Source organism: Hymenobacter sp. BT730 (genome assembly GCF_030542105.1).
Taxonomy (GTDB): Bacteria; Bacteroidota; Bacteroidia; order Cytophagales; family Hymenobacteraceae; genus Hymenobacter.
The window spans coordinates 48,043-70,012 of record NZ_JAUOFB010000003.1 but is presented as its reverse complement, the minus strand read 5'-3'; the positions used below and the strand labels follow the sequence as shown (position 1 = coordinate 70,012).

General features: G+C 54.6%; 17 protein-coding genes. 6 read left to right on the top strand and 11 right to left on the bottom strand.

Annotated elements, in window-relative coordinates:
• Positions 1–78: 78 nt before the first annotated feature.
• Positions 79–789, bottom strand: a complete 711-nt coding sequence (locus Q4G72_RS10100; RefSeq protein WP_303311303.1) for a carboxypeptidase-like regulatory domain-containing protein — start codon at positions 787–789, stop codon at positions 79–81.
• Between the two features lie 373 nt (positions 790–1,162).
• Positions 1,163–1,528, bottom strand: a complete 366-nt coding sequence (locus Q4G72_RS10095; RefSeq protein WP_303311302.1) for a hypothetical protein — start codon at positions 1,526–1,528, stop codon at positions 1,163–1,165.
• Between the two features lie 195 nt (positions 1,529–1,723).
• On the opposite strand from Q4G72_RS10095, the gene Q4G72_RS10090 reads away from it, so the two are divergent.
• The gene (locus Q4G72_RS10090) at positions 1,724–1,948 is read left to right on the top strand and encodes a hypothetical protein (RefSeq protein ID WP_303311301.1); all 225 of its coding nucleotides are present in this window, start codon (positions 1,724–1,726) and stop codon (positions 1,946–1,948) included.
• Between the two features lie 149 nt (positions 1,949–2,097).
• On the opposite strand, the gene Q4G72_RS10085 is transcribed toward Q4G72_RS10090, so the two are convergent.
• Entirely contained in the window at positions 2,098–2,676 is a 579-nt protein-coding gene (locus tag Q4G72_RS10085; protein WP_303311300.1) for a DUF3109 family protein, read from the bottom strand.
• Positions 2,677–2,849: 173 nt separating this feature from the next.
• On the opposite strand from Q4G72_RS10085, the gene Q4G72_RS10080 reads away from it, so the two are divergent.
• The 4 genes from Q4G72_RS10080 to Q4G72_RS10065 all read left to right on the top strand — a co-directional run bounded on the left by Q4G72_RS10080 (position 2,850) and on the right by Q4G72_RS10065 (position 8,421).
• On the top strand, positions 2,850–5,111 hold the full coding sequence (locus tag Q4G72_RS10080; RefSeq protein WP_303311299.1) for an ATP-dependent helicase: 2,262 nt from the start codon (positions 2,850–2,852) through the stop codon (positions 5,109–5,111).
• 185 nt (positions 5,112–5,296) lie between these two features.
• Positions 5,297–6,016, top strand: coding sequence for a DUF4290 domain-containing protein (locus Q4G72_RS10075; RefSeq protein ID WP_303311298.1), 720 nt, complete (start codon positions 5,297–5,299; stop codon positions 6,014–6,016).
• Between the two features lie 88 nt (positions 6,017–6,104).
• Positions 6,105–7,409, top strand: coding sequence for a UDP-N-acetylglucosamine 1-carboxyvinyltransferase (gene murA / locus Q4G72_RS10070; RefSeq protein WP_303311297.1), 1,305 nt, complete (start codon positions 6,105–6,107; stop codon positions 7,407–7,409).
• Positions 7,410–7,566: 157 nt separating this feature from the next.
• Positions 7,567–8,421, top strand: coding sequence for a DUF4349 domain-containing protein (locus Q4G72_RS10065; RefSeq protein ID WP_303311296.1), 855 nt, complete (start codon positions 7,567–7,569; stop codon positions 8,419–8,421).
• 67 nt (positions 8,422–8,488) lie between these two features.
• Here the strand turns inward: Q4G72_RS10065 and Q4G72_RS10060 are convergent, their stop codons facing one another.
• The 8 genes from Q4G72_RS10060 to Q4G72_RS10025 all read right to left on the bottom strand — a co-directional run bounded on the left by Q4G72_RS10060 (position 8,489) and on the right by Q4G72_RS10025 (position 19,085).
• The gene (locus Q4G72_RS10060; protein WP_303311295.1) at positions 8,489–8,824 is read right to left on the bottom strand and encodes a phage holin family protein; all 336 of its coding nucleotides are present in this window, start codon (positions 8,822–8,824) and stop codon (positions 8,489–8,491) included.
• Between the two features lie 169 nt (positions 8,825–8,993).
• Positions 8,994–10,079 carry an agmatinase family protein gene (locus tag Q4G72_RS10055; protein WP_303311294.1) on the bottom strand — a complete coding sequence of 362 codons (1,086 nt, stop codon included), beginning with the start codon at positions 10,077–10,079 and terminating at the stop codon, positions 8,994–8,996.
• 34 nt (positions 10,080–10,113) lie between these two features.
• Positions 10,114–10,752: a chemotaxis protein CheC gene (locus tag Q4G72_RS10050; protein WP_303311293.1), complete on the bottom strand. Its 639-nt coding sequence runs from the start codon at positions 10,750–10,752 to the stop codon at positions 10,114–10,116.
• A 59-nt stretch (positions 10,753–10,811) separates the two neighbouring features.
• Complete coding sequence (locus Q4G72_RS10045) at positions 10,812–12,440, bottom strand: chemotaxis protein CheA (RefSeq protein WP_303311292.1); 1,629 nt, start codon at positions 12,438–12,440, stop codon at positions 10,812–10,814.
• Complete coding sequence (locus Q4G72_RS10040) at positions 12,437–13,513, bottom strand: chemotaxis protein CheB (RefSeq protein WP_303311291.1); 1,077 nt, start codon at positions 13,511–13,513, stop codon at positions 12,437–12,439. The genes Q4G72_RS10045 and Q4G72_RS10040 overlap by 4 nt, the downstream gene beginning before the upstream one ends.
• A gap of 66 nt (positions 13,514–13,579) precedes the next feature.
• Positions 13,580–14,047, bottom strand: coding sequence for a response regulator (locus tag Q4G72_RS10035; protein ID WP_303311290.1), 468 nt, complete (start codon positions 14,045–14,047; stop codon positions 13,580–13,582).
• A 51-nt stretch (positions 14,048–14,098) separates the two neighbouring features.
• Entirely contained in the window at positions 14,099–14,638 is a 540-nt protein-coding gene (locus Q4G72_RS10030) for a chemotaxis protein CheW (protein ID WP_303311289.1), read from the bottom strand.
• A gap of 61 nt (positions 14,639–14,699) precedes the next feature.
• The gene (locus Q4G72_RS10025; protein ID WP_303311288.1) at positions 14,700–19,085 is read right to left on the bottom strand and encodes a methyl-accepting chemotaxis protein; all 4,386 of its coding nucleotides are present in this window, start codon (positions 19,083–19,085) and stop codon (positions 14,700–14,702) included.
• A gap of 359 nt (positions 19,086–19,444) precedes the next feature.
• Between Q4G72_RS10025 and topA the strand changes: the two genes are divergently transcribed.
• Positions 19,445–21,907 carry a type I DNA topoisomerase gene (topA, locus tag Q4G72_RS10020; RefSeq protein WP_303311287.1) on the top strand — a complete coding sequence of 821 codons (2,463 nt, stop codon included), beginning with the start codon at positions 19,445–19,447 and terminating at the stop codon, positions 21,905–21,907.
• The last annotated feature ends 63 nt before the right edge of the window (positions 21,908–21,970 follow it).

The window sequence follows — 21,970 nt, the reverse complement described above, 5'->3', positions numbered from 1 at the left end:
GGTAGTATGAAAACATAAAAAGGGCTGCAGATTTCTCTGCAGCCCTTTTTATGTTTAGGCGTATCGTTCTCCCATAGCCTAGTGCTTGCGGCGACGGGTGCCTTCCTTGGGGAGCAGCGTCACGTTACCCGACTGCCCGGTACGTACACGCATTACCTGGTCCTGGTAGCCACCATAACCATATGTCAGGGTGTTTTCGCCCACGGGCACTTCAATGGTATAATTGCCGTTGGCATCAGCGCTGGCAATTTTGCGGGAGCCTTTTAGGAAGATGGTGGCACCTGCTAATGGCTGTCCTTCCTCATCCAGTACGCGGCCGGTCAGGTTGGTGGTAGCAGGTGCTTCGGCCACCGCTGGGGCGGGTGCCGGTGCTGCTTCAGCCGGAGCCGATACCGACGTTGCTGCAATAGGAGCAATAGAAGCATTTGTGGCGGGGGCAGCGGGGCGTTTGGTAGCTACTGCTGGGGCTGGGGTAGTAGTCACGGTCTTCGTAGACGCTACTTCTTCCGCTTTCTTCTCCTCTTCTTCCGTAGCAGGCGCTACTTCTGGTTTGGCGGCAGCACCAGTTACGGTAGCTTCACCATCCAGCATCACAGAACCCATCATCGATGTAGAAGCCCCGTTACCAGCCTTCCCATTTGGCATCATGGCATACCCAAATCCGCCCAACAGCACAATAGCACCTACAATAATGGCCAGGCGGGTATTTCCCGTCGACAATGATTTTTCTTCTGCTTCCCAGGAGGATTCTGCGTTGTCAGAGTCGTATGCGTTTGGATCTGTGCTCATAAGAAAAGTAGCAAGAGGTTAGGTGGTGAGTATGTAAAGCGAAGTGAAAAGCGAGCCGCAGCAGCTATAAATCATAGCGAGGGGAACGGCTCCCTAAATATATTCGCTTATACAGGTAAAATCCAAGCGTTATCCTCGCAAAACCCTGACATCCCTTCTTTTGAGCCGATACAATGCCATTTTTGGCTTTGCCAGACTTTATCAATGCCTCTACCCCCCTCTAGAGGCAGGTTACGGCCGCAAATTTTTCGGCAGCCTACTGTATATCCTCAAGTTATCCAATTCAGGCCACGAGTCTGGGAGTGGGCCAGGTGATTAAACAAAAACGTCCTGCCCGTAATCGGGCAGGACGTTTTTTAGGTCACTTTATCGGTTAATCGTGAGCCGGGCGGGCAGGGCCGCTGGGGGCACTTTCTCCAAATTCCTGATCCTGTGTGCGGATGGGACTACCCATATCTACGCTACCCTCGACTTGAAAACCTGGACCAGATGCTGTTTCGCCGGCTTCATGATGCTCGTTAGCACCATATGGATGGGTATCGTCGCCGCCAATGTGGAGGTTTTCCAGTTGGTCTTTCTGGTCAGAACGCTGGGTATAGCCCCGGGCACCTACATGGCGCCGCGCCGAGGGGTCACCCACTACTTTGCCATTGCTTTGGTCGGCTTTAAAATCCCGCTCTTGTTCCAGTTTCTCATTTTTACGGGTGTTGTTTTCCGGATTTTTATCTTCAGTAGCCATAATGCTGCGCGGTTGAGAATGAATGCTTTTTATTTCCTACGCATTCTTACGGCCGGGAGTTGAGGCTCGGAAAGTGCGCTCTGCTACCTTTGGCCACCGCCAGATGCCGCTCTGGAGCAGCCGCCCTATGCGCTGCTTACCGAACTTCAATGGCCAGTTGCTACGTTACTCACTTGTCAATCTATTTCCAGCTCCGTGGATTTTTCTAAGCTCTACCGCCCCAGCGCCCTCAATAGCTACCAATTTATTGCTGTAACCGGTCTGATCATGACCCTAGCAGCGCACCTGATTCTGCATTTCTTTGCGCAGCGTACCCTACAGGGTTTCAACTGGCTGTATATCTGCTGGCTGGTCCTGTATGTAGCAGGCTCCCTTTTCAATCTATTCGGCAAACCGGATTCCGGCCATCATCATCACTAGCGGTATCATTCAGTCCAACTACGCTCAGCAGGACTGTTCCTTTTACTGTAGTACGTCAGCACGTGAGAAGCTTCATCTCCGCCTCCGTATGTAGAATATTACTACCTCGATTGAAAAAGGCCGGCTACATTGCCGGCCTTTTTCAATATTTAAGACGCTGCTGGCGTCGGGTTTTCTATTTCCTGCACCAACTCTTCGTACCAGTCTGCACCGTATTTGCGGATGAGCGGGTCTTTGAGAAACTGATACACGCGCACTCCTAAATTGGCGCCGAAGCTGCACGCCGGATTACAGATGCCCCACCGGTCATAGTTCAGCGCCTCAAATCCATCATACTTGCTGATGCGAATGGGGTACAGGTGGCAGCTGATTGGTTTTTTGAACGAAGTAGCGCCGGCCAGGTAGGCCTGCTCAATACCGCACTTCAGAATACCACGCTCATCGTACAGCGCGTAGGCGCACTCCCGGTCGTTGATGGTAGTGGTGCTGTAGTCGCCTTCCCAGTCTTTGATATATAGGCCCTGCTGCTCAATGGCGGCGCGGCCGGCCTCGGTGAGGAAGGGCTTAATGGCTTCGTATTCGGTTTCGAGGATTTTCAGTTCTTTTTCTTCCAGGGGCGCGCCCAGGTCACCCTCCACGCAGCAAGCCCCTTTGCAGGCCTCCAGGTTGCAGACGAAGAAATTGTCCCGAACGTCATCGGAGATGACGGTATTTTGAATGATAATCATGGTTGTTGCCTGACAAAGTTTCCCGCCGTTTCGTTCGCCTGAACGCCCCTGCGCATCACCGCGCCCCCCACTGCAAAACACTGCGAGAAAAACGAATTGCAAAGATAACGGGTTTCCTAGCCCCAACCGAAAGCCGTACCTTTGCTAATAAGCCAACACGCTTAGTTTACCGAATGGCACTAGATTATCATAAACTACTGAATCAGTCGCAGGCGGCGGCGGTGCTCCACACCGAAGGCCCTTGCATGATTATAGCCGGCGCGGGCTCCGGCAAAACGCGGGTGCTAACTTACCGCATAGCGCACCTGCTGGAAAAAGGCGTGGATCCGTTCAATATCCTGGCCCTCACTTTCACTAATAAGGCCGCCAAGGAAATGCGTGCCCGTATTGAGAAGGTGGTAGGCCCGGAGGCAAAAAATGTGTGGATGGGCACCTTCCACAGCATCTTTGCCCGTATTCTGCGCTCCGAGGCCGACAAGATTGGCTTTCCCCGCTCCTTCACTATCTATGACACCCAGGATTCTAAAACCCTGCTGGGCCAGATTGTAAAAGAGCTGGAGCTGGACGATAAGCTCTACAAGCCTGCTATGGTGCTAGGGCGCATTTCCGCGGCTAAAAACAAGCTCATTTCCGTCAATCAGTACGTGAATGACCCCGTTATCCGGCAGGACGACGAAGCGGCCCTGCGGCCGAAAATTGGTGCTATCTACCAGCAATACCAGCAGCGCTGCTTCAAGGCCGGCGCCATGGACTTTGATGATCTGCTGTTCAACACCAACATACTGTTCAAAGACCATCCGGATGTGCTCAACAAGTACCAGCACATCTTTAAGTATGTGATGGTAGACGAGTACCAGGACACCAACTACTCCCAGTACCTCATTACGCGCAAGCTGGCCGCCAAAGACCGGAACATTTGCGTGGTGGGTGATGATGCGCAGAGCATTTACGCCTTCCGGGGCGCCGATATTCAGAACATCCTCAACTTCGAGAAAGACTACCCGGAGCTGCAGGTGTTCAAGCTGGAGCAGAACTACCGCTCTACCAAGAACATTGTGAAGGCGGCCAACTCCGTCATCAAAAACAACCAGGCCCAGCTGCGCAAAGACGTTTTCTCCGACAACGAGGAAGGCCCGCTGATTGAGGTTCTGAAAGCCGCCTCCGACAACGAGGAAGGCAAGCTGGTGGCCAACAGCATCTACGAGGACAAGATGAACCAACATCTGTCCTATGATGACTTCGCCATCCTTTACCGCACCAACGCCCAGAGCCGGGCCATGGAAGAGGCCCTGCGCAAGCTCAACATCAAGTACAAAATTATTGGGGGCCTGAGCTTTTACCAGCGCAAGGAAATCAAGGACCTGGTGGCCTACCTGCGCCTCACGGTAAACCCGAATGATGAGCAGGCCCTACGCCGCGTGATTAACTACCCCAAGCGCGGCATCGGTGACACCACCATCAGCAAGCTGATAAACGCGGCTGAGGAGTCTAACCACACCATCTGGGAAGTGGTAGCCAACGCCGACCAGTTCCTGCCCACCCGCGTATCAAACCCGGTGGTAGACTTTGCCGAGAAAATAAAAAGCTACACAGCAGTAGCGGGCAAGGAAGATGCGTTTGAGGCGGCCAAGTTCATAGCCAAGAACTCGGGCATGATTGAGGAACTGTACTCGGATAAGAGCATTGAGGGCCTCTCCCGCTACGAGAACATTCAGGAGCTGCTGAACGGTATTAAGGAGTACGTAGACGATGCCGAGCGTGAGGACAAATCCCTGGGCGCTTTCCTGCAGGACATTGCCCTAGTTACAGACTCCGACTTGAAAGACGCCAAGGATGAAGGCGAGTCCGTGACGCTGATGACGATTCACTCGGCAAAGGGCCTGGAGTTTCGCAACGTCTACATCGTGGGCATGGAGGAAAACCTCTTCCCCAGCCAGATGATGATTACCTCGCGGGCTGATTTGGAAGAAGAGCGCCGCTTGTTCTACGTGGCCATTACGCGGGCCGAGAAAAAGCTAACCCTGAGCTACGCTACCTCCCGCTACCAGTGGGGCAACCTGCGCAGCTGCGAGAAAAGCCGCTTCCTCGACGAAATCGACCCGCAGTACGTGGACTTTAAGTTCTCGGCGGGTCCGGGTTCCGGGCCGGGCGCGGGCGACTCGCCCTTTGGGCACGTATTTGAGCGCCGCAGCAACCTGATTCCGCCTGCGCCGCGCAAAACCGTAGCCACCAAATACGTAGCGCCTTCTGATTTTCAGCCTTCGGATACCAGCAACCTGCAAACTGGGCAGCGCGTGGAGCATCCTAAGTTTGGCTTTGGCAAGGTAACCCAGCTGGAAACCCAGGCCGGCTCTACCAAGGCCATTATCCACTTTGAGGAAGTAGGCGAGAAAACGTTATTGCTGAGTTTTGCGAAATTGCGGGTACTGGGCTAGCCGATGTAGCCCTTCGTCGCCGGAAAGCGTAAGTTGCAGCTGCTTATAATGCGCCTGTCCCTGCCGGGTTAGCAGTAGCTGAGCTACTGCTACGTTACGGCTAGGCTGTTTTTCGCGGCGGCATTTACCCTGCATACCTAATTAATCGAATCAGCCATTGTATTTTTGGCCTCGCATTACTCCCTATGGCATTACCTTCTCTTCATAAACACGAGCTGCTGCAGCGCGAATACGGCCAAAGCACCTTTCAACTGGTGCAGGGCCTGCGCGACATTGCCGACCGTGACGAACGCACAAAACGCGCCCATCAGATTGTGCAGCTTATTTTCCGCTTGCAGCCTTCCCTTCGTGACCAGCCCGATGCCCAGCAGAAGGTGTGGAATCACCTCTACGAAATGGCCGATGAGGATCTGGACATTGATGCGCCCTTCCCGCTGCACGGTCTCAGTAAATTGATGCAGGAGCCCAAGCCCCTGCCCTATCCGCGGCAGGCTCCCAAGCTGAAAGCCTACGGCCGCGCCGTAGAGCAAATGATTGAGAAGGCCGTGGCCCTGGAAGATGCCACCGAACGGGAACAGGCGACCATTACTATTGGCCGCACCATGAAGTTCCTGTACCGCACGCACAACAAGGAAAATGCCAAGGACATCACCATCCTGAAGCACCTGAAAGACCTCTCCGGCGGTAAACTGGAGTTGGATGCGGCCCAGGTTGAAACCCAGAATCTATTTGAAATGGCCACCAGTGGCCGCCCGGCTCCGTTCATTGTCCCTCAGCCCCGCCAGGAACGGCAGGAGCGCGAAATGCGCCGTAGCCCCAGCGGTGGCGGGAACAACAACCGCCGCGATAAGCAGCGCCGGGGTGGCAAGAAAAACCGCCAGGAGCCCCAACAGCCACCGCAGTAATCCAATGGTAAGCGCTGGCTTATCCTTCCCTAATTCCTCTACCAACAGCTTGCGGCTTCCAGCTGACAGCTAGTAGCCGTCTTTTCCTATGGCCTCTTTTGAAGTAATCGGCGGGAAACCGCTGAAGGGTGAAATTGTACCGCAGGGCGCAAAAAACGAAGCATTGCAGATTCTTTGTGCCGTGCTCCTCACGGCAGAGCCCGTTACCATCTCCAACATTCCCAACATCCGCGACGTCAACAAGCTCATTGAGCTGTTGCGCGACATGGGTGTGAAAGTGGAACAGCTGGCGCCCGACACCTACCGCTTCCAGTCGGATGCTGTGAATGTCGATTACCTGGATTCCGCCGAGTTTGTGGCCCAGGGCCGGGCTCTGCGTGGTTCGGTAATGATTCTGGGCCCTATGCTGGCGCGCTTTGGTAAGTGCCAACTGCCAAAGCCAGGCGGCGACAAAATCGGCCGCCGGCCCATGGATACGCACTTCCTGGGTCTGGAGAAGCTGGGTGGCAAGCTCACCATGGATGGCCACGACTTCTACCGCATTACGGCCGAAAACGGCCTGCGCGGTACCCACATGCTGCTGGATGAAGCCTCAGTAACGGGCACTGCCAACATTGTTATGGCGGCCGTACTGGCTCAGGGCGTTACCACCATCTACAACGCGGCTTGTGAGCCTTACCTGCAGCAGCTCTGCAAAATGCTGGTGCGCATGGGGGCTAAAATCAACGGCATCGGCTCAAACCTGCTGACCGTGGAAGGCGTGGAAAGCCTGGGTGGCACCGAGCACCGCATGCTGCCCGATATGATTGAAATCGGCTCTTTCATTGGCCTGGCTGCTATGACGGGCTCCGAAATCACCATTAAGGACTGCCAGATTGCCGAGTTGGGCCTTATTCCCGACACCTTCCGCAAGTTGGGCATCCAAATGGAATTCCGCGGCGACGATATTCATATTCCGGCACAAGCCCACTATGAAATTGCCACTTACCTGGATGGTAGCATTCTAACAGTTTCTGACCACACCTGGCCGGGCTTCACCCCTGACCTGCTCAGCATTGTGCTGGTAGTGGCTACGCAGGCCCAGGGCACCGTGCTCATTCACCAGAAAATGTTTGAGTCCCGCCTGTTCTTCGTAGACAAGCTCATCGACATGGGGGCTCAGATTATTCTCTGCGACCCGCACCGCGCCACCGTTATCGGGCTGGACCAGCGCACCAAGCTACGTGGTATTGCTATGACCTCGCCCGATATCCGTGCCGGTGTGGCCCTACTCATTGCCGCCCTCTCCGCCGACGGCCGCAGCATAATTGACAACGTGGAGCAGATTGACCGCGGCTACCAATATATTGATGAGCGTTTGAACGCCCTTGGCGCGCAGATTCGCCGTCTGTAAGCTCCATCGAGAAGTTTTAACTGGTGTTTTAAGCACCATGCAAGGAAAGCACCCGGTTCGCGCCGGGTGTTTTTTTGTGCCTATGGGTTACCGTAGCCTTGCATCGGCATAAAGAGAAGCGGCTGCGCAGCCAGACTTTCACTTAATCCTTACGATCATGAAACTTCACCTGAATGTTTTTCTAGGATTGGTCTTGCTTTGCGCCAGTTGCAGCAAGCAAGACAGTAATGAGTCGGGTGTAGCAGAAGACACTACAATAGCCAGTTCTTCTGCCGACGGGTTTAGCGCAGGAGAAAACAGCAAGAGCGAAAGCGCAGAAGCACCCACAGCAAAACCCATTTCAGCCGTTACGCCAAAAGCCCGGCTACTTATTTACCACGCAGAAGTGCGGGTAAAAACGGACAATCTGCCCCATGCTAGTGCCCGGCTGGATAGCCTGGTGCAGACCGGCGGATTTGTAAGTGCCGCCACTGAAAACCGCGAGAACGGGCAATGGCGCACTGACATGACAATTCGGGTGGAGCCCGCCCGCTTTCAGGCCCTACTGGCTGCTATCAGTGGGCTAGGTACCGTGGAAGTGAAAAAGCTTAATACTGATGATGTAACGGCCGAACATGCAGACATAGCCGCGCGCTTACGAACCAAACGGGCCGTTGAAGCCCGATACGTAGGGTTGTTAGCCACAGCGAAAAGCATTAAAGAGGTACTACAAGTAGAAGAAAAGATCAGCGAGGTGCGGGAGGAAATAGAAGCAACAGAAAGTCGCCTGAAAGCCCTTAATGATGCTGTAGCTTATTCCACCATCACGGTAAGTCTATATCAGCCCATAGCGGAGACGATGCCGGATGCGCCGGTGGTTTCCTGGAGCAGCCGGGTGGTGGAAGCTTTTTATAGCGGGTGGCAGTTGCTGGCTTCCCTCCTGGTTGGCTTGATTACGATTTGGCCGATATGGGTATTCGGCTCTATTGGCTTCTGGCTTTGGCACCGCCGCAAGGGTTGGCTAAATGGATAGTAAAGCAGAAGGGGCGCCTGACTCCGGTTGAGTCAGGCGCCCCTTCTGCTTTTACAATGATTATTCCTTAGTCAATCACCATGTCAATGACGGCCGTTACCAAGGAAAGCACTACACTGAACAGTAACGCTGATAGGAAGCCATCCACCTTGAAGCCGGGCAGAATCCAGTCGGCCAGCAGTACAATAACGGCGTTGATAACCAGCAGGAACAATCCCAGAGTCAGAATGGTAATGGGGAAGCCCAGAATTTTGAGAATAGGTTTTAGAACTGCATTCAACACTGCCAGCACCAATACCAGCAATATGGCGTCGGAGAAGCCAGCCAGGTGCGTGCCGGGCAGGAACCTGGCCAGTACATAGGTAATAATGGCAGTCAGCAAAAACTTGAGTATAAAGCCCATATGTGTAAAGGTGAGAGAGTGGAGAGAATGTAAAACACAGGCGAGGGATATAGCGCCGGGCTAATGTACTCTTTCCACCCGATTAGGGTTTTTATCAGAGAGTTTCTTCAAACTAAAACGACCTGCTCCTAATATCGGAGCAGGTCGTTTTAGTTTGAGTTCAGGTAGGTTAGGCCGATACGCCGGTTGCCTTAAGCAGGCCCTGCGAAACAGCCATCCAGTTACACATCTGATAGAGTAGCCGGGCACCTACGTTGCCGTTCCAATCGGTTTCGCCGGGAGCTACCTCGTTCAGGTCGCAGCCGATGATCTGACGACCCGAGCGCACAATCGTCCGAATTAGGTACAAAGCTTCCTCAAACTCCAGGCCGCCAGGTACGGGCGTGCCGGTGCCAGGGCACAGCTTAGGATCGAGGCCATCAATATCGAAGCTCAGATATACCTTCTGGGGCAGCTGTGCAATGATTTTGCCGCACATCTTTTTCCAGGATTTCTTGGCGTACATCTCGTCGCGCAGAAAGCGGTGGTGGAACATCACCACACGGCCACCGGACTGCGCAATAAGGTCGGCTTCTTGCTGGCACAAGTCGCGGATGCCCACCTGCACCAGCTTTTTCACCTGTGGCAGGTGTAAGGCATTGTACATAATGGAGGCGTGCGAGTACTCGAAACCTTCGTAGGCAGGACGAAGGTCGCAATGTGCATCAATCTGCAGGATGCCAAACTCCTCGTGGCGTTCAGCCAAGGCGTGCATATAACCCAGCGGCGTGCTATGGTCGCCGCCCAATACCACTACAGCTTTGCCAGCGTCTAGGTATGCGCCGGTTTTTTGCTTCAGCCATTCCAGCAGTTCCTTGCCTTTGGCCGTCACGGCTGCCGGAACTGTAGCGTAATTCTTAGCGTCGGCGGCAGATTGGCCTTCTTCCAGCCAGTTGATATAGTCAGCAGCTTTAGCGCGCAACTCATGGCTTTGCTGAGCCCAGGAGGCATCTTCCTCCTCCATGGCAATTCCTAAACGCCAGGCATCGGTTACGTCCGGATCATACAGATCCACCTGCATGGAAGCGTCAAGAATAGCGGCCGGCCCCTGAGCTGTGCCTGCCTGATAGGATACCGTTACTTCCCACGGCACGGGCACTATTACTAATTGAGCCTCCTCCAGAGTGAAGGGCAGGCCAAAAATGCCGCCGGAAGCATCACCCACTCCATTAGGGTCGAAGTTGGCCAGTTTTTTATCGAGAGCGGATGTAGACATAGGAAAAACGTGTGTACGACGACCCGTCAGACGTTTACTCCGTCGGGTTGGGGCCGCCCAGGAAATTATAGGTACGAATGATTTCGAGAATCTTGACGAAAGTGTCGCGGTCGAAAAACAGCATCAGTGGTAGCTCTACGGAGTTGTTCTGATCGGAGAACTGCGTGATAACCGAGAAAATAAGCGGCTTCCAGCCTGGGTTATGGATAATGAGCCCTTGCAGGGAATTCGCAATATCACCATTCGGCGAAATTGGCGGCGCTCCATATACATTGGCCTTCAGGATGTTTGCCAGCTGGGTAACTAAAGCGCCGGTAATGATATTACTCATTTCCAGCAGCAGCGACTCCTGCATGGCATTCACCTCAATGGACTCTGGAACATCCAGCCGTAGGCAAACTTTGGACAGGCGCTGCACGTGCTGCCCGGAGAAGAGCATCAGTGTGGTACCGTGAAAATCACCTCGAATGTCGGACTGAATAATTTTATGCGAGTTCTCATACTTGCGTACCAGATCCACCATACTCTCCAACGGCATTAAATCCAGGTTGGGCACCTCCAGGAGCACCTTTTCCTGGGCGATAACGGCAAACGAATCTGCCGCCCGAGCCAGGCCGATGTTGAGTATCTCACGGATGATATCCCGCTCCAGTTCCGTCATGTGCAACTCCATACTATCATTCGGTTAACCGCTGCCCTATTATGAGGGTAGCGGCATCTGCAATACGTAGGTTAAGGTCGTTTAGCCAGAAATACCCGAGTTAGTGCCGGAACATCTAACACGAGGCATACCTGCCCGTTACCCAATAGCGTGACGCCCCCGAACAAATCAATTTTATCGAGGGGTTGCGTCATGGGTTTAATCACAATGTTTTGCTGGCGCAAAAACCGGTCGACGATGAGGCCAAGCCGGCGGTTGTTGTAGTTGACGATGATGATATCCTGGCGTCCGATGAGTTCTTCGGTATCAGCGGAAGCCAAGGGTTCGTCGCCGCTGTGCAGCAGTTGGCGCAGGCCTACTACCGGCACATTTTCTCCCTGCACCTCGGCCAGCAGCATCCCTCCCACTACGTGGAGTTCCTCGGGCCAGAGTGAGACGACGGAATCAATGTGCATGAGCAGGAGGGCATAGCTGCGTTCTTCCAGTTCAAAGAGCAATGCGCCTTTCACAGCAATGGAAGTAGGCAGCACCAGTGTAAACGTAGTGCCTTTGCCCAACTCCGAATCGACGCGCAATTGCCCGCCCATGGAGTCAATAGCCAGCTTCACTACATCCAAGCCCACACCCCGGCCAGATATTTCCGTTACTTCCTCAGCCATGGAAAAGCCAGGCTCGAAGAGTAGTGCCCGCACTGCAGGGGCACTTAGCGAAGCTGCCGTTTGGGCGTTGACTAAACCCCGGGAAACGGCTTTACTTCTTACTTTCTCTACATCAATCCCCCGGCCATCGTCGCGCACCTGAATCAGCACATCGTCGCGCTCAATGGCCGCTTCCAAGGCAACCTCCCCCACAGGGGGTTTACCAGCCTTGATGCGCTCCTCCGGCGTTTCAATACCGTGCCCAATGGCGTTACGCACCAGGTGTAGTAAGGAGTCTGTAATGATTTGCAGGATGTTGCGGTCAATCTGAATATCCTGACCACTAATGCTCAGGTTTACTTCCTTATGCTCAGTCGTGGCTACGTCGCGCACCACGCGCGGAAATTTGTTGAACAGGGAGCCTACGTTTACCAAACGAGCATCCATCACGCTGTACTGCAGCTCGTCGGCAATCCGGAACAGGTGGGCGGCCGCAGATTGCAGCGCCGGATTGCCAATTTCCTGTCCCAGTGTAAAGATTCGGTCCCTGTCAATAATCAGCTCCCCTACCAGGTTCAGCAGGTGGTCGAGCTTTTTAATCTGGATATAAACCAGGTCGGAAAGCTCCAGCTTACGCGAATCATCAACGGCAACTTCTTCGTCAGTGAGAATGGGCTCCTCACCGCGCACGAGGCGTTCCAGGTTTTCCAGCAGGGACTCAGCATTGGGAAGCTCCTGATTTTCGCCAATAGCCCGGATCATGGCTCCAATGGTATCAATCCCCCCGAATAGCACCCCCGTAATTGAGCCGGAAAAAGCTTTTTCCTTGCTCCGGATCAATCCAAAGATGGTTTCCATTCGGTGCGCAACTTCACCCAGATCCATATAGCCCATAGCACGGGCATTGGCCTTGAGGTTGTGCATCAGGCGAAACAGCTCGTTCAGGGGCTGCTCGCTCTGCGGGTTTTTCTCCAACTCGCTGATATGGCGGCTCATGGCGTCGTAGTATTCGAGCGCCTCAGCCATAAATATTTCGCGGTACTCCTGCTCGCGTGACCTCATACGTTGGTGGCCTGAGATAAGGAATACCGACTAGGCCGCGGTGCAACTACCGGGGCCATAGAGCGGTTGATGAAATCAGAAATTTCATTTAAGGGCAGTACCTGCGAGGCAAAGCCACCTTGGATTACGGCTTTGGGCATACCAAAGACGGCAGCAGAGGCTTCATCCTGCGCAATGACTACGCCTCCTTGCTGGCGCACCGCCTGAGCACCCAAGGCGCCATCACGGCCCAGCCCGCTCAGAACTACCCCCATTACCTTACGCCCCATAGCGCGGGCAGCCGAAGACATCAGCATATCCACGGAAGGAACATCAGACGTACCAGGAGAATCGGCGGCAAACTCCGTCTGCCAGGCAAGCCAGGGGCCATTAGTTACCGGCCGAACCACCATATTATGACCACCAGGTGCCACCAGAATGCGGCCCGCCTCCAGGCGGGACCCGGCGCAGGCGGCTTCTACCGGGAACGGGGAAATGCGGCGCAAGCGCTCCACAAATGAGTTGGTAAACTGTGCTGGTAAATGAACCGCAACCAGAATGGCCTGTCGCAAGCTGGGTGTAAGCCCCTGCACTACCCGCTCTACAGCACTGGCTCCACCCGTTGAGCCACCCAGCACGATGATGCCACGCGGGGGCGCAAAGATAGAAGTGGCCGTTTTCCCAAGCCGGGAAATCAACTGTTTTGGTCGCACCATCTGCACCTTGCGCCGCAGTTCCGTGTGCTGCGCTGCAGCCATAGGATGGCCCTCAGGCAGCAACGGGGACAGATAATCATACACTCCCCAGCGGGCCGCTTCCTGCATCATACCGGGCAAGGGTATCGAGTTAGCATACAGCAGTACCGGAACGGGACTATGCCGTGCCAGAAGGCCTAGCCCCGGTAATACGGCTTCCCCAGCAATAACCAGGTCAGGCCGCAGAGTGCGGGCCTTCAGCACCAGATCTTCGCCACTCAATGCTGTGCCCACTACCCGCACGTGGGGAGTAGCGGCCAGCAGCTTTGCCAACGCCAGCCGGGTAAGGCCAGGAAGTTCGCCGAGCAGAATAGCTAAAGGTTCGGTGATACGAGACACAAAAAAGAGAAGAATAGGCAAAAGCTACCCCACGGCTAAGGCCAAATGTGGGCAGTTGGAAAAGTACTAAGCCTGGGGCGTGGACTCTGATGAAGTATCAGCGTCCGTATCGGCGGTGCCGGCTTCCGGGGTAGCCGAAGGCTCAGCAGAAGTATCCGACTTGTCGTTGCCCTGCTGCAGCATGCTGCCTACAATCTCCAGTACTTTTTCTTCGGAGAAGGGCTTCACGATATAAGCTACTGCCCCGCTTTCCAGGGCTTCGTTTACAATTACCTCCTGACCCACGGCGCTGCACATTACAATGCGGACATCGGGCTGCTCCTGCCGAATACCTTTCAGCACATCCAGGCCCGTATTATCGGGAAGAATAACGTCCAGCGTGATGAGGTCAGGGCGGGTGGCGGCAGCCATTTCCAGGGCCTGTTGCCCGTTAGCTGCCTCGCCTACCACGTCGTAACCGGCGTCGGTAAGCATATTCTTAAGCATCGTGCGCATGTAGAACGAGTCGTCCACGATGAGGATGCGGTTTTTCATATAGTAGGGGTCTGTCGGTCAGAAAATAAAATGGGCGGAAAACGTGTAGGCCTAGGTACGGCTGCGTGCGGTAGAAGATTCCGCCCGAGGGTTTAATTGCATGATTTCCGATGGAGTCAGCAGTTTCATCATATCCAAAACAATGATGATACGGCTGTCGAACCGGGCAATACCCTCGATATACTTCTCCTGGATGTTACTGTCCTGCAAAAATTCCGGGGCCCGCTCAATGGCAGATACCGGCAAGGAAAGCGGCTGTGGCACTTCCCGCACTACAATACCGATGGTATAGTCGTGTGCTTCAATGGCCAGGGTGTAAGTAAGACTGGTGCTCACATCGGCTTTACCGCGCCGCAGACTAAACCGTTCTTCCAGATCAATAATAGCAATGATGTCGCCGCGCAGGTTGGCAATGCCCTTCACAAAGGCCGGCGTTTTGGGCATGCGCGCAATATCCGGGGTAATGGTTACCTCCTTCACTTGCTCAATGCGTACGCCGTACTCCTCAGTACCCAGGCGGAAAACAATCAGCTGCACCAGCGCTTCCTGCACAATGGGCTTCCGTTCGCCACCGCTTTCTGTTTGAACCATAGCTGAAAACAGGAAAACCTACGCTGCTAGCCCTTTTAGAGTACAGCGTAGGAATCCGGATTTATTTAGACGTTGATTTTTTGCCTTTACCCCCTTGCGCTGCAGGTGCCTTTGCCTCTTTAGCCGAGGCCGTTTTGGCCTTACCATTGGCAGTAGCGGAGCCATTATTAGAAGGCTCTGCTTTTACCACCGTAGGCCGCGCAATGGCTGATGCCTTAGGAGCCTCGGGGCGGGGCCGTGCTGCCGTACGCTCCCGCTGAACGGTAGAGGGAGCAGGCGTTTGCGCCGCAATGGCACGGGCTACAGGGCGCGTACGCACTGGTGCTTCCACTTTAGGAGCTACTGGTTCTACCCGGCGCATGGTGCGGCGCAGTACAGGAGCGGGCTCAGGCTCTACGTACTCAATCAGCTGGAAGGCGGACAAACCTACCTGCAGGTCATCGGCAATGTCCGTCAGTTTCTGGCTGGAAGCGGTGAGTTCCTGCATCGAAGACGAAAGCTGCTTGGCGGTACCAGCTACTTGCTGCGTGCCGGATGCCGTTTGCTCGGCAATGGCTACTACTTCCTCTACGTATTTTACTACGTCGCCAATCGAGGTCTTCTGAATCTCGGTAGCCGTGAGAATGTCGCGGGAGGTGCGGAGCGTTTCTCCGCTGGAGGTGGCAATGTTCTTAAAGGCGCTGGACGCTTCAAACGTAGCGTTTTTGCCTTTCAGTACTCGGCCTTCCATGGTTGAAATTGCGGTTGCGGCAGAGATGGTGTCTTTCTTAACATCTTCTACCAGCGTGGCAATTTCGTTGGCCGATTTGCGGGAGCCTTCGGCCAGCTTCCGGATTTCTTCGGCTACTACGGCAAAACCACGGCCGGCTTCCCCGGCGCGGGCTGCTTCGATGGCTGCGTTCAGGGCCAGCAGGTTGGTTTGCGAGGCAATGTCCGTGATTACGCCCAGCGACTTGCTGATTTCTCCCGAACGGGTACTCAGTACTTCAATGGTACGGGCCGTTTGCGCAGCCGCGTTGGAGATTTCCTCCATGTTCTTTACCACCTCGGCCACCGTTTTCAGACCCAGCTGCGAGGTTTGCTCACCCAGGATAGCTGATTTGTTTACTACGTCTGCTTTGCCGGCCGTTTCCTTGGTAGCCTGCATGATTTCTTCAATCAGCTTAAAGGCCTGGTCGGTTTTCAATGCCTGGTTCTGAGCACCTTCTGCCATCTGTTGCATGGCCAAGGCCACATCAACCGTAACACGGCTCATTTCCTGACCTTTACCGGCCATTTCTTCCGAGGAAGTTCCTACTACCAGCGAGGAGTCGTTGATTTCGCCCAGCAGTTCGTTCAGGTTTTCAACAGCAAGGTTAAGAGCGTCGGACATGGCCAGAATGTCGCCGGCGGTGGGTACTTCCACGCGCTGGGTCAGGTCACCTTCCGAAATGGCTCGTACCACGCGCGACACTTCCAGTACCGGCGAGGCAATGGATTCCAGCAGGGCGTTGAGCGTGTCTACCAGTTCTTTCCAGGAGCCCGATACGCCGCCTACCGTAGCACGTTCTGTCAGCTTGCCTTCCACACCGGCCACTTTGGCCACGCGGCTAACTTCTACTGCCAGACGGTTCAGGTCATCCACCATTCGGTTAATGGTGTCAGCCAGCTCGGCCACTTCACCTTTGGCTTCCAGCGTCAGCTTCTGGGTCAAGTCACCTTTGGATACCGCCGTAACTACTTTCACAATGCCCCGTACCTGAGTAGTCAGGTTGGAGGCCATCGTGTTTACGTTGTCGGTGAGGTCTTTCCAAACGCCGCTTACGCTTGGCACGTTGGCCTGGCCACCGAGGCGGCCTTCCGTACCTACTTCCTGCGCCACACGGGTTACCTCGCCAGCGAAAATGTTCAGGGAGTCCACCATTCGGTTGATGTTATCTTTCAGGTCGAGCAGCTCGCCTTTAACATCTACCGAAACTTTCTGGCTTAGGTCGCCGCGGGCTACCGCGGTGGTTACGTTGGCAATGTCTCGTACCTGCGAGGTAAGCGAGGCGGCCATGGTGTTTACGTTGTCGGTGAGGTCCTTCCAGGTACCGCGTACGTTAGGTACTACGGCCTGGCCACCCAGTTTACCCTCGGTGCCTACTTCGCGGGCCACGCGGGTTACTTCGTCACCGAACGTGTTCAGGGAGTCCACCATCTGGTTGAGGTTTTCCTTCAACTGGAGCAGCTCGCCTTTTACGTCTACTTTGATTTTCTGCGACAAGTCGCCGCGGGCTACCGCGGTTGCCACGTTGGCAATATCTCGCACCTGACTGGTCAGGTTGCTTGCCATCGTGTTTACGTTGTCAGTAAGGTCCTTCCAGGTACCCGAAACGTTTGGCACATTAGCCTGACCGCCCAGAATACCTTCGGTACCCACTTCCCTTGCCACACGGGTTACCTCGCCAGCGAAGATGTTCAGGGAGTCCACCATCTGGTTCAGAATGTTCTTCAGATCCAGCAGCTCGCCTTTTACATCTACCGTGATTTTCTGAGTCAGGTCACCTTTTGCTACCGCGGTTGCCACGTTGGCAATGTCTCGTACTTGAGAGGTCAAGTTCGAGGCCATTGTGTTTACGTTGTCGGTCAGCTCTTTCCAGGTACCACCTACGCGGGGCACGTTGGCCTGACCGCCCAGTTTTCCTTCCGTACCTACTTCGCGGGCTACGCGGGTTACCTCGCCAGCGAAAATGTTCAGGGAGTCCACCATCTGGTTCAAGATATTCTTGAGCTCCAGAATTTCGCCCTTCACGTTTACCGTCATCTTCTGCGACAAGTCACCGCGGGCTACGGCGGTTGCTACGTTAGCAATGTCTCGTACCTGGCTCGTTAAGTTCGAGGCCATGTAGTTTACATTGTCCGTCAGCTCCTTCCAAACCCCGGCCACGTTGGGCACCGATGCCTGACCACCCAGTTTTCCTTCGGCGCCTACTTCCAGTGCCACACGCGTTACCTCGCCAGCAAAGAGGTTGAGTGAGTCCACCATCTGGTTCAGGTTCTGCTTCAACTGCAGCAGCTCCCCTTTTACATCTACCGTAATCTTCTGGCTTAGGTCGCCGCGGGCTACCGCAGTAGCTACGTTAGCAATATCTCGCACCTGACTGGTCAGGTTGCTTGCCATGTTATTTACGTTGTCCGTCAGCTCTTTCCATACGCCGCCTACATTCGGTACCACGGCCTGGCCACCAAGGCGGCCTTCCGTACCTACTTCCTGCGCTACGCGGGTTACCTCGCCGGCAAACAGGTTCAGGGAGTCCACCATCTGGTTGAGGTTCTGCTTCAATTGCAGCAGCTCGCCTTTAACGTCAACGGTGATTTTCTGCGACAAGTCGCCTTTTGCTACTGCGGTAGCTACGTTAGCAATGTCTCGCACCTGACTCGTCAGGTTGGAGGCCATGTTATTTACGTTGTCGGTGAGGTCTTTCCAAACCCCGCCTACGTTTGGCACGCTGGCCTGACCACCCAGTTTACCCTCGGTACCTACTTCCTGCGCTACGCGGGTTACTTCCCCTGCAAACAGGTTCAGGGAGTCCACCATCTGGTTGAGGTTCTGCTTCAATTGCAGCAACTCTCCTTTAACATCTACCGTAATCTTCTGGGTAAGGTCACCCTTTGCTACGGCCGTGGCTACGTTGGCAATGTCCCGTACCTGACTGGTCAGGTTGGAGGCCATGTTGTTTACGTTGTCCGTCAGTTCTTTCCAGATACCACCCACGTTTGGTACCGAGGCCTGGCCACCCAGCTTTCCTTCGGTACCTACTTCCTGCGCCACACGGGTTACCTCGCCGGCGAATACGTTCAGGTTGTCGATGGTTTTGTTGATGGTTTCGGCCATCACCTTGAAGTCACCCGACACTGGAATCTGGAAGGACTCGTCCAGATTACCCTTGCTGATGTTCTTCAGTACTTTGCCTACCTCCAATACCGGAACGGCGATGCTATCCACCAGGCCGTTGATATTGTTGATCATGTCGCGCCAGAAACCGGCGGCATTCTCCGCCGAGGCCCGCGCCTTCAGGTTGCCTTCCACCCCGGCCACCTTGGAAATGCGCGATACTTCGCCGCCTACCCCGCCAATCATCTCTACCATGGAGTTGTAGGCTTCGGCAATTTCGGCGAAGATGTCGTCGTTTTGCTTGGTCAGGCGTACCGAAACGTCCCCTTTCTTAAAGGCATCGAGGGCGTAGAGCACGCGGTTCAGCTGCTCGTTTACGTACTCGGGGTCCTGCTCATCGGTAATGCCACGGGCAACCCCGCGCTTGCGGGTACTGTTGCTCCCAGGGGTACTGAGCTGAACAATAGGTTCGGAGGAAGCTGGGGAACCACCCCGACGGGTGGTGGTAGCTGCCGTTGCCTGGTCAGCGGCGGCAGGCTGCGCTGAGCTTGCCGTAGTAGAAGAGGAACGTGAATTCTTGCCGGATGCCATAAAGGAGCGGGTGGTAGCGAGCCAGATTAAAAAGGCGATGCAATGTATACCGTGCGGCGGAAAGCTGAGCGCAGTACTGACAAAGTTAACAACTCAGAAGGAATACTGTACTCCTGAATTCGCGTGGGGCTTTTCTTTTTCGTTATCAGGTGGCTGATTTCAACAGCTTCCGGCCTATTTATCAACGGTTAAGAACCATACAGGCCCTGCACGGCGTATTTAGTTTATATCTAAATATATAGACGATAAAAAATAAGACCGGAATATTCCAGCATCTTTGCGGCAAAATTCAACTCCTTTGCGCTGCTTCTCGTTTCTCCCAGAAAACACGCCTAGCATCCCGCCCTGCTTTATATCATATGGTTAAGAACCTAGTCATAGTAGAGTCTCCTGCCAAAGCCAAGACCATTGAAGGGTACCTAGGCAAGGACTATATCGTCAAATCCAGCTTTGGGCACGTCCGCGACCTGCCCAAGGATAATAATGCCATTGACATTGCCAACGGCTTTAAGCCCACCTATGTAGTATCGGCGGATAAGCGGGAAATCATTTCCCAGCTGAAAAAACTAGCTAAGGAAGCCGAAATGGTGTGGTTAGCAAGTGACGATGACCGCGAGGGCGAGGCCATATCCTGGCATCTGTCGGAAACCCTGAACCTGAGTGAGCAGAAGACAAAGCGTATTGTATTCCGCGAAATCACCAAGAATGCCATCCTTAACGCCATTGCCAATCCTCGGGAAATAGACCTGAACCTGGTGAATGCCCAGCAGGCCCGCCGCGTGCTGGACCGGCTGGTAGGCTTTGAGTTGAGCCCGGTGCTCTGGAAAAAGGTAAAAGCCGGCTTATCTGCGGGCCGCGTGCAGAGTGTGGCCGTGCGGCTGGTGGTGGAGCGGGAGCGGGAAATTAATCAGTTCAAAACCTCTTCGGCGTATCGGGTAGTAGCTAAGTTTGATGCCGGCAAAGGCGCGGTGCTGGAGGCGGAACTGCCCACCCGCTACAAAACCCGCGAAGAAGCGGAAGCTTTCCTGGCGCGCTGTGTAGGTGCGGCCTACCGCATTGAGAACCTGGAGAAGAAGCCGGGCAAACGCACCCCTGCGCCGCCGTTTACCACTTCTACCCTGCAGCAGGAAGCCTCGCGCAAGCTGGGCTTCTCGGTAGCGCAGACCATGAGCGTAGCCCAGAAGCTGTATGAGGCGGGTAAAATCAGCTACATGCGTACTGACTCCCTGAACCTCTCGCAGGACGCCATAGCCGCTGCCAAGGAAGAAATTACGCGGGCCTACGGGGCTGAATATGCGCACACCCGCCAGTTCAAGACCAAATCCGCCTCCGCGCAGGAAGCCCACGAAGCCATTCGCCCTACGGATTTCGCGCTGGTAAAAGCCGGGGCTGATTCGGCGGAGCAGCGCCTGTATGATTTGATCCGGAAGCGGGCTATGGCTTCGCAGATGGCTGATGCTACGGTGGAGCGTACGGTAGCTACCATTGGCATCAGCACCCAGCCAGGCGTTACGCTCACGGCAACTGGGGAAGTTATTACGTTTGAGGGCTTTCTGAAAGCCTACAGCGAGTCGAAAGACGAGGATGAGCAAGACGGAGAATCATCTTTCTCCCGCGGGTTGCCGCCATTGAATGTGGGTCAGGAGTTGCCTCTGCAGCAATTACGGGCTACGGAGCGCTATGCCTCGCCGGCTGCTCGCTACACGGAAGCCTCGCTGGTGAAAAAGCTGGAGGAAATGGGCATTGGTCGGCCTTCAACCTACGCTCCAACCATTAGCACCATTCAGAAACGGGGCTATGTGGAAAAAGACACCCGTGAGGGCAAGGAGCGCAAGTTTCATGTGCTGACGCTGGATGGCGACAAGGTGAAAACCGAAGTCAAAACTGAAACCTACGGTGCCGATAAAGCCAAGCTGTTTCCCACGGATACGGCTATGGTGGTAAACGACTTTTTGGTTGAGCACTTCCCCGTAATTGTAGACTATAAGTTTACGGCTAAGGTGGAAGATGAATTCGACCAGATTGCCAATGGCCACGAGCAGTGGCAAAAGATGATTGCTGGCTTCTATGGCACGTTTCACGAAACCGTGGAACGTGGCCAGGATATTGAGCGGAGCACGCTGGGCTCAACCCGCGTTATCGGTTTGCATCCGGAAACCGGCCAGAAGTTAACGGCTCGCCTGGGCCGCTTTGGTCCTTATGTGCAGATTGAGCCCAAGGAAGGTGCACCGGAAGGCGAAAAGGCCGTGTACGCCAGCCTGCGCAAAGGCCAGTTCATTGAGAACATCACCCTGGAAGAAGCGCTGGAACTCTTCAAGCTGCCGCGCAATGTGGGGCAGTATGAGGAGAAGGACATGACAGCCGCTCTGGGCCGTTTTGGCCCTTATATCCGCCACGACAGCAAATTCTATTCGCTCACCAAGGAGCAGGACCCACATACTATCACGGCCGACGAAGCCGTGACGCTGATTGAGAACAAGCGCAAAACCGACGCGGAGCGACTGATTAAGGAGTTTCCGGGCCGTGAAGACGTGCAGGTTCTGAATGGCCGCTTCGGTCCCTATATTGTAGTGGGCAAGAAGAACGTCAAGATTCCGAAAGGTGAAGAGCCGACTGATCTGACGCTGGAACGCTGTCTGGAATTGGCGGAAGCCACCCCGGATAAACCAGCAAAAGGAGGCCGCTTCGCCAAGAAGGCCGCACCTGCCGCCAGTGAGAAGACAGATACCCCCGTTAAAAAGCCAGCTGCCAAGAAACCAGCAGCCAAAAAGCCAGCCGCAAAAAAGCCGGCTGCAAAGAAAGCTACGGGTAAGGCCAAGTAATATCTACTTAAAGCTTGTCCTCCTTTGCTTAGCTCAAGATGAAATATAAAAAAGCCCCGGCTA

Excerpts from the sequence above, each read along its gene's own strand:
- Q4G72_RS10100 (WP_303311303.1), bottom strand. The coding sequence starts at position 789 with ATGAGCACAGATCCAAACGCATACGACTCTGACAACGCAGAATCCTCC.
- Q4G72_RS10095 (WP_303311302.1), bottom strand. The coding sequence starts at position 1,528 with ATGGCTACTGAAGATAAAAATCCGGAAAACAACACCCGTAAAAATGAG.
- Q4G72_RS10085 (WP_303311300.1), bottom strand. The coding sequence starts at position 2,676 with ATGATTATCATTCAAAATACCGTCATCTCCGATGACGTTCGGGACAAT.
- Q4G72_RS10080 (WP_303311299.1), top strand. The coding sequence starts at position 2,850 with ATGGCACTAGATTATCATAAACTACTGAATCAGTCGCAGGCGGCGGCG.
- Q4G72_RS10075 (WP_303311298.1), top strand. The coding sequence starts at position 5,297 with ATGGCATTACCTTCTCTTCATAAACACGAGCTGCTGCAGCGCGAATAC.
- murA (WP_303311297.1), top strand. The coding sequence starts at position 6,105 with ATGGCCTCTTTTGAAGTAATCGGCGGGAAACCGCTGAAGGGTGAAATT.
- Q4G72_RS10065 (WP_303311296.1), top strand. The coding sequence starts at position 7,567 with ATGAAACTTCACCTGAATGTTTTTCTAGGATTGGTCTTGCTTTGCGCC.
- Q4G72_RS10060 (WP_303311295.1), bottom strand. The coding sequence starts at position 8,824 with ATGGGCTTTATACTCAAGTTTTTGCTGACTGCCATTATTACCTATGTA.
- Q4G72_RS10055 (WP_303311294.1), bottom strand. The coding sequence starts at position 10,079 with ATGTCTACATCCGCTCTCGATAAAAAACTGGCCAACTTCGACCCTAAT.
- Q4G72_RS10050 (WP_303311293.1), bottom strand. The coding sequence starts at position 10,752 with ATGGAGTTGCACATGACGGAACTGGAGCGGGATATCATCCGTGAGATA.
- Q4G72_RS10045 (WP_303311292.1), bottom strand. The coding sequence starts at position 12,440 with ATGAGGTCACGCGAGCAGGAGTACCGCGAAATATTTATGGCTGAGGCG.
- Q4G72_RS10035 (WP_303311290.1), bottom strand. The coding sequence starts at position 14,047 with ATGAAAAACCGCATCCTCATCGTGGACGACTCGTTCTACATGCGCACG.
- Q4G72_RS10030 (WP_303311289.1), bottom strand. The coding sequence starts at position 14,638 with ATGGTTCAAACAGAAAGCGGTGGCGAACGGAAGCCCATTGTGCAGGAA.
- Q4G72_RS10025 (WP_303311288.1), bottom strand. The coding sequence starts at position 19,085 with ATGGCATCCGGCAAGAATTCACGTTCCTCTTCTACTACGGCAAGCTCA.
- topA (WP_303311287.1), top strand. The coding sequence starts at position 19,445 with ATGGTTAAGAACCTAGTCATAGTAGAGTCTCCTGCCAAAGCCAAGACC.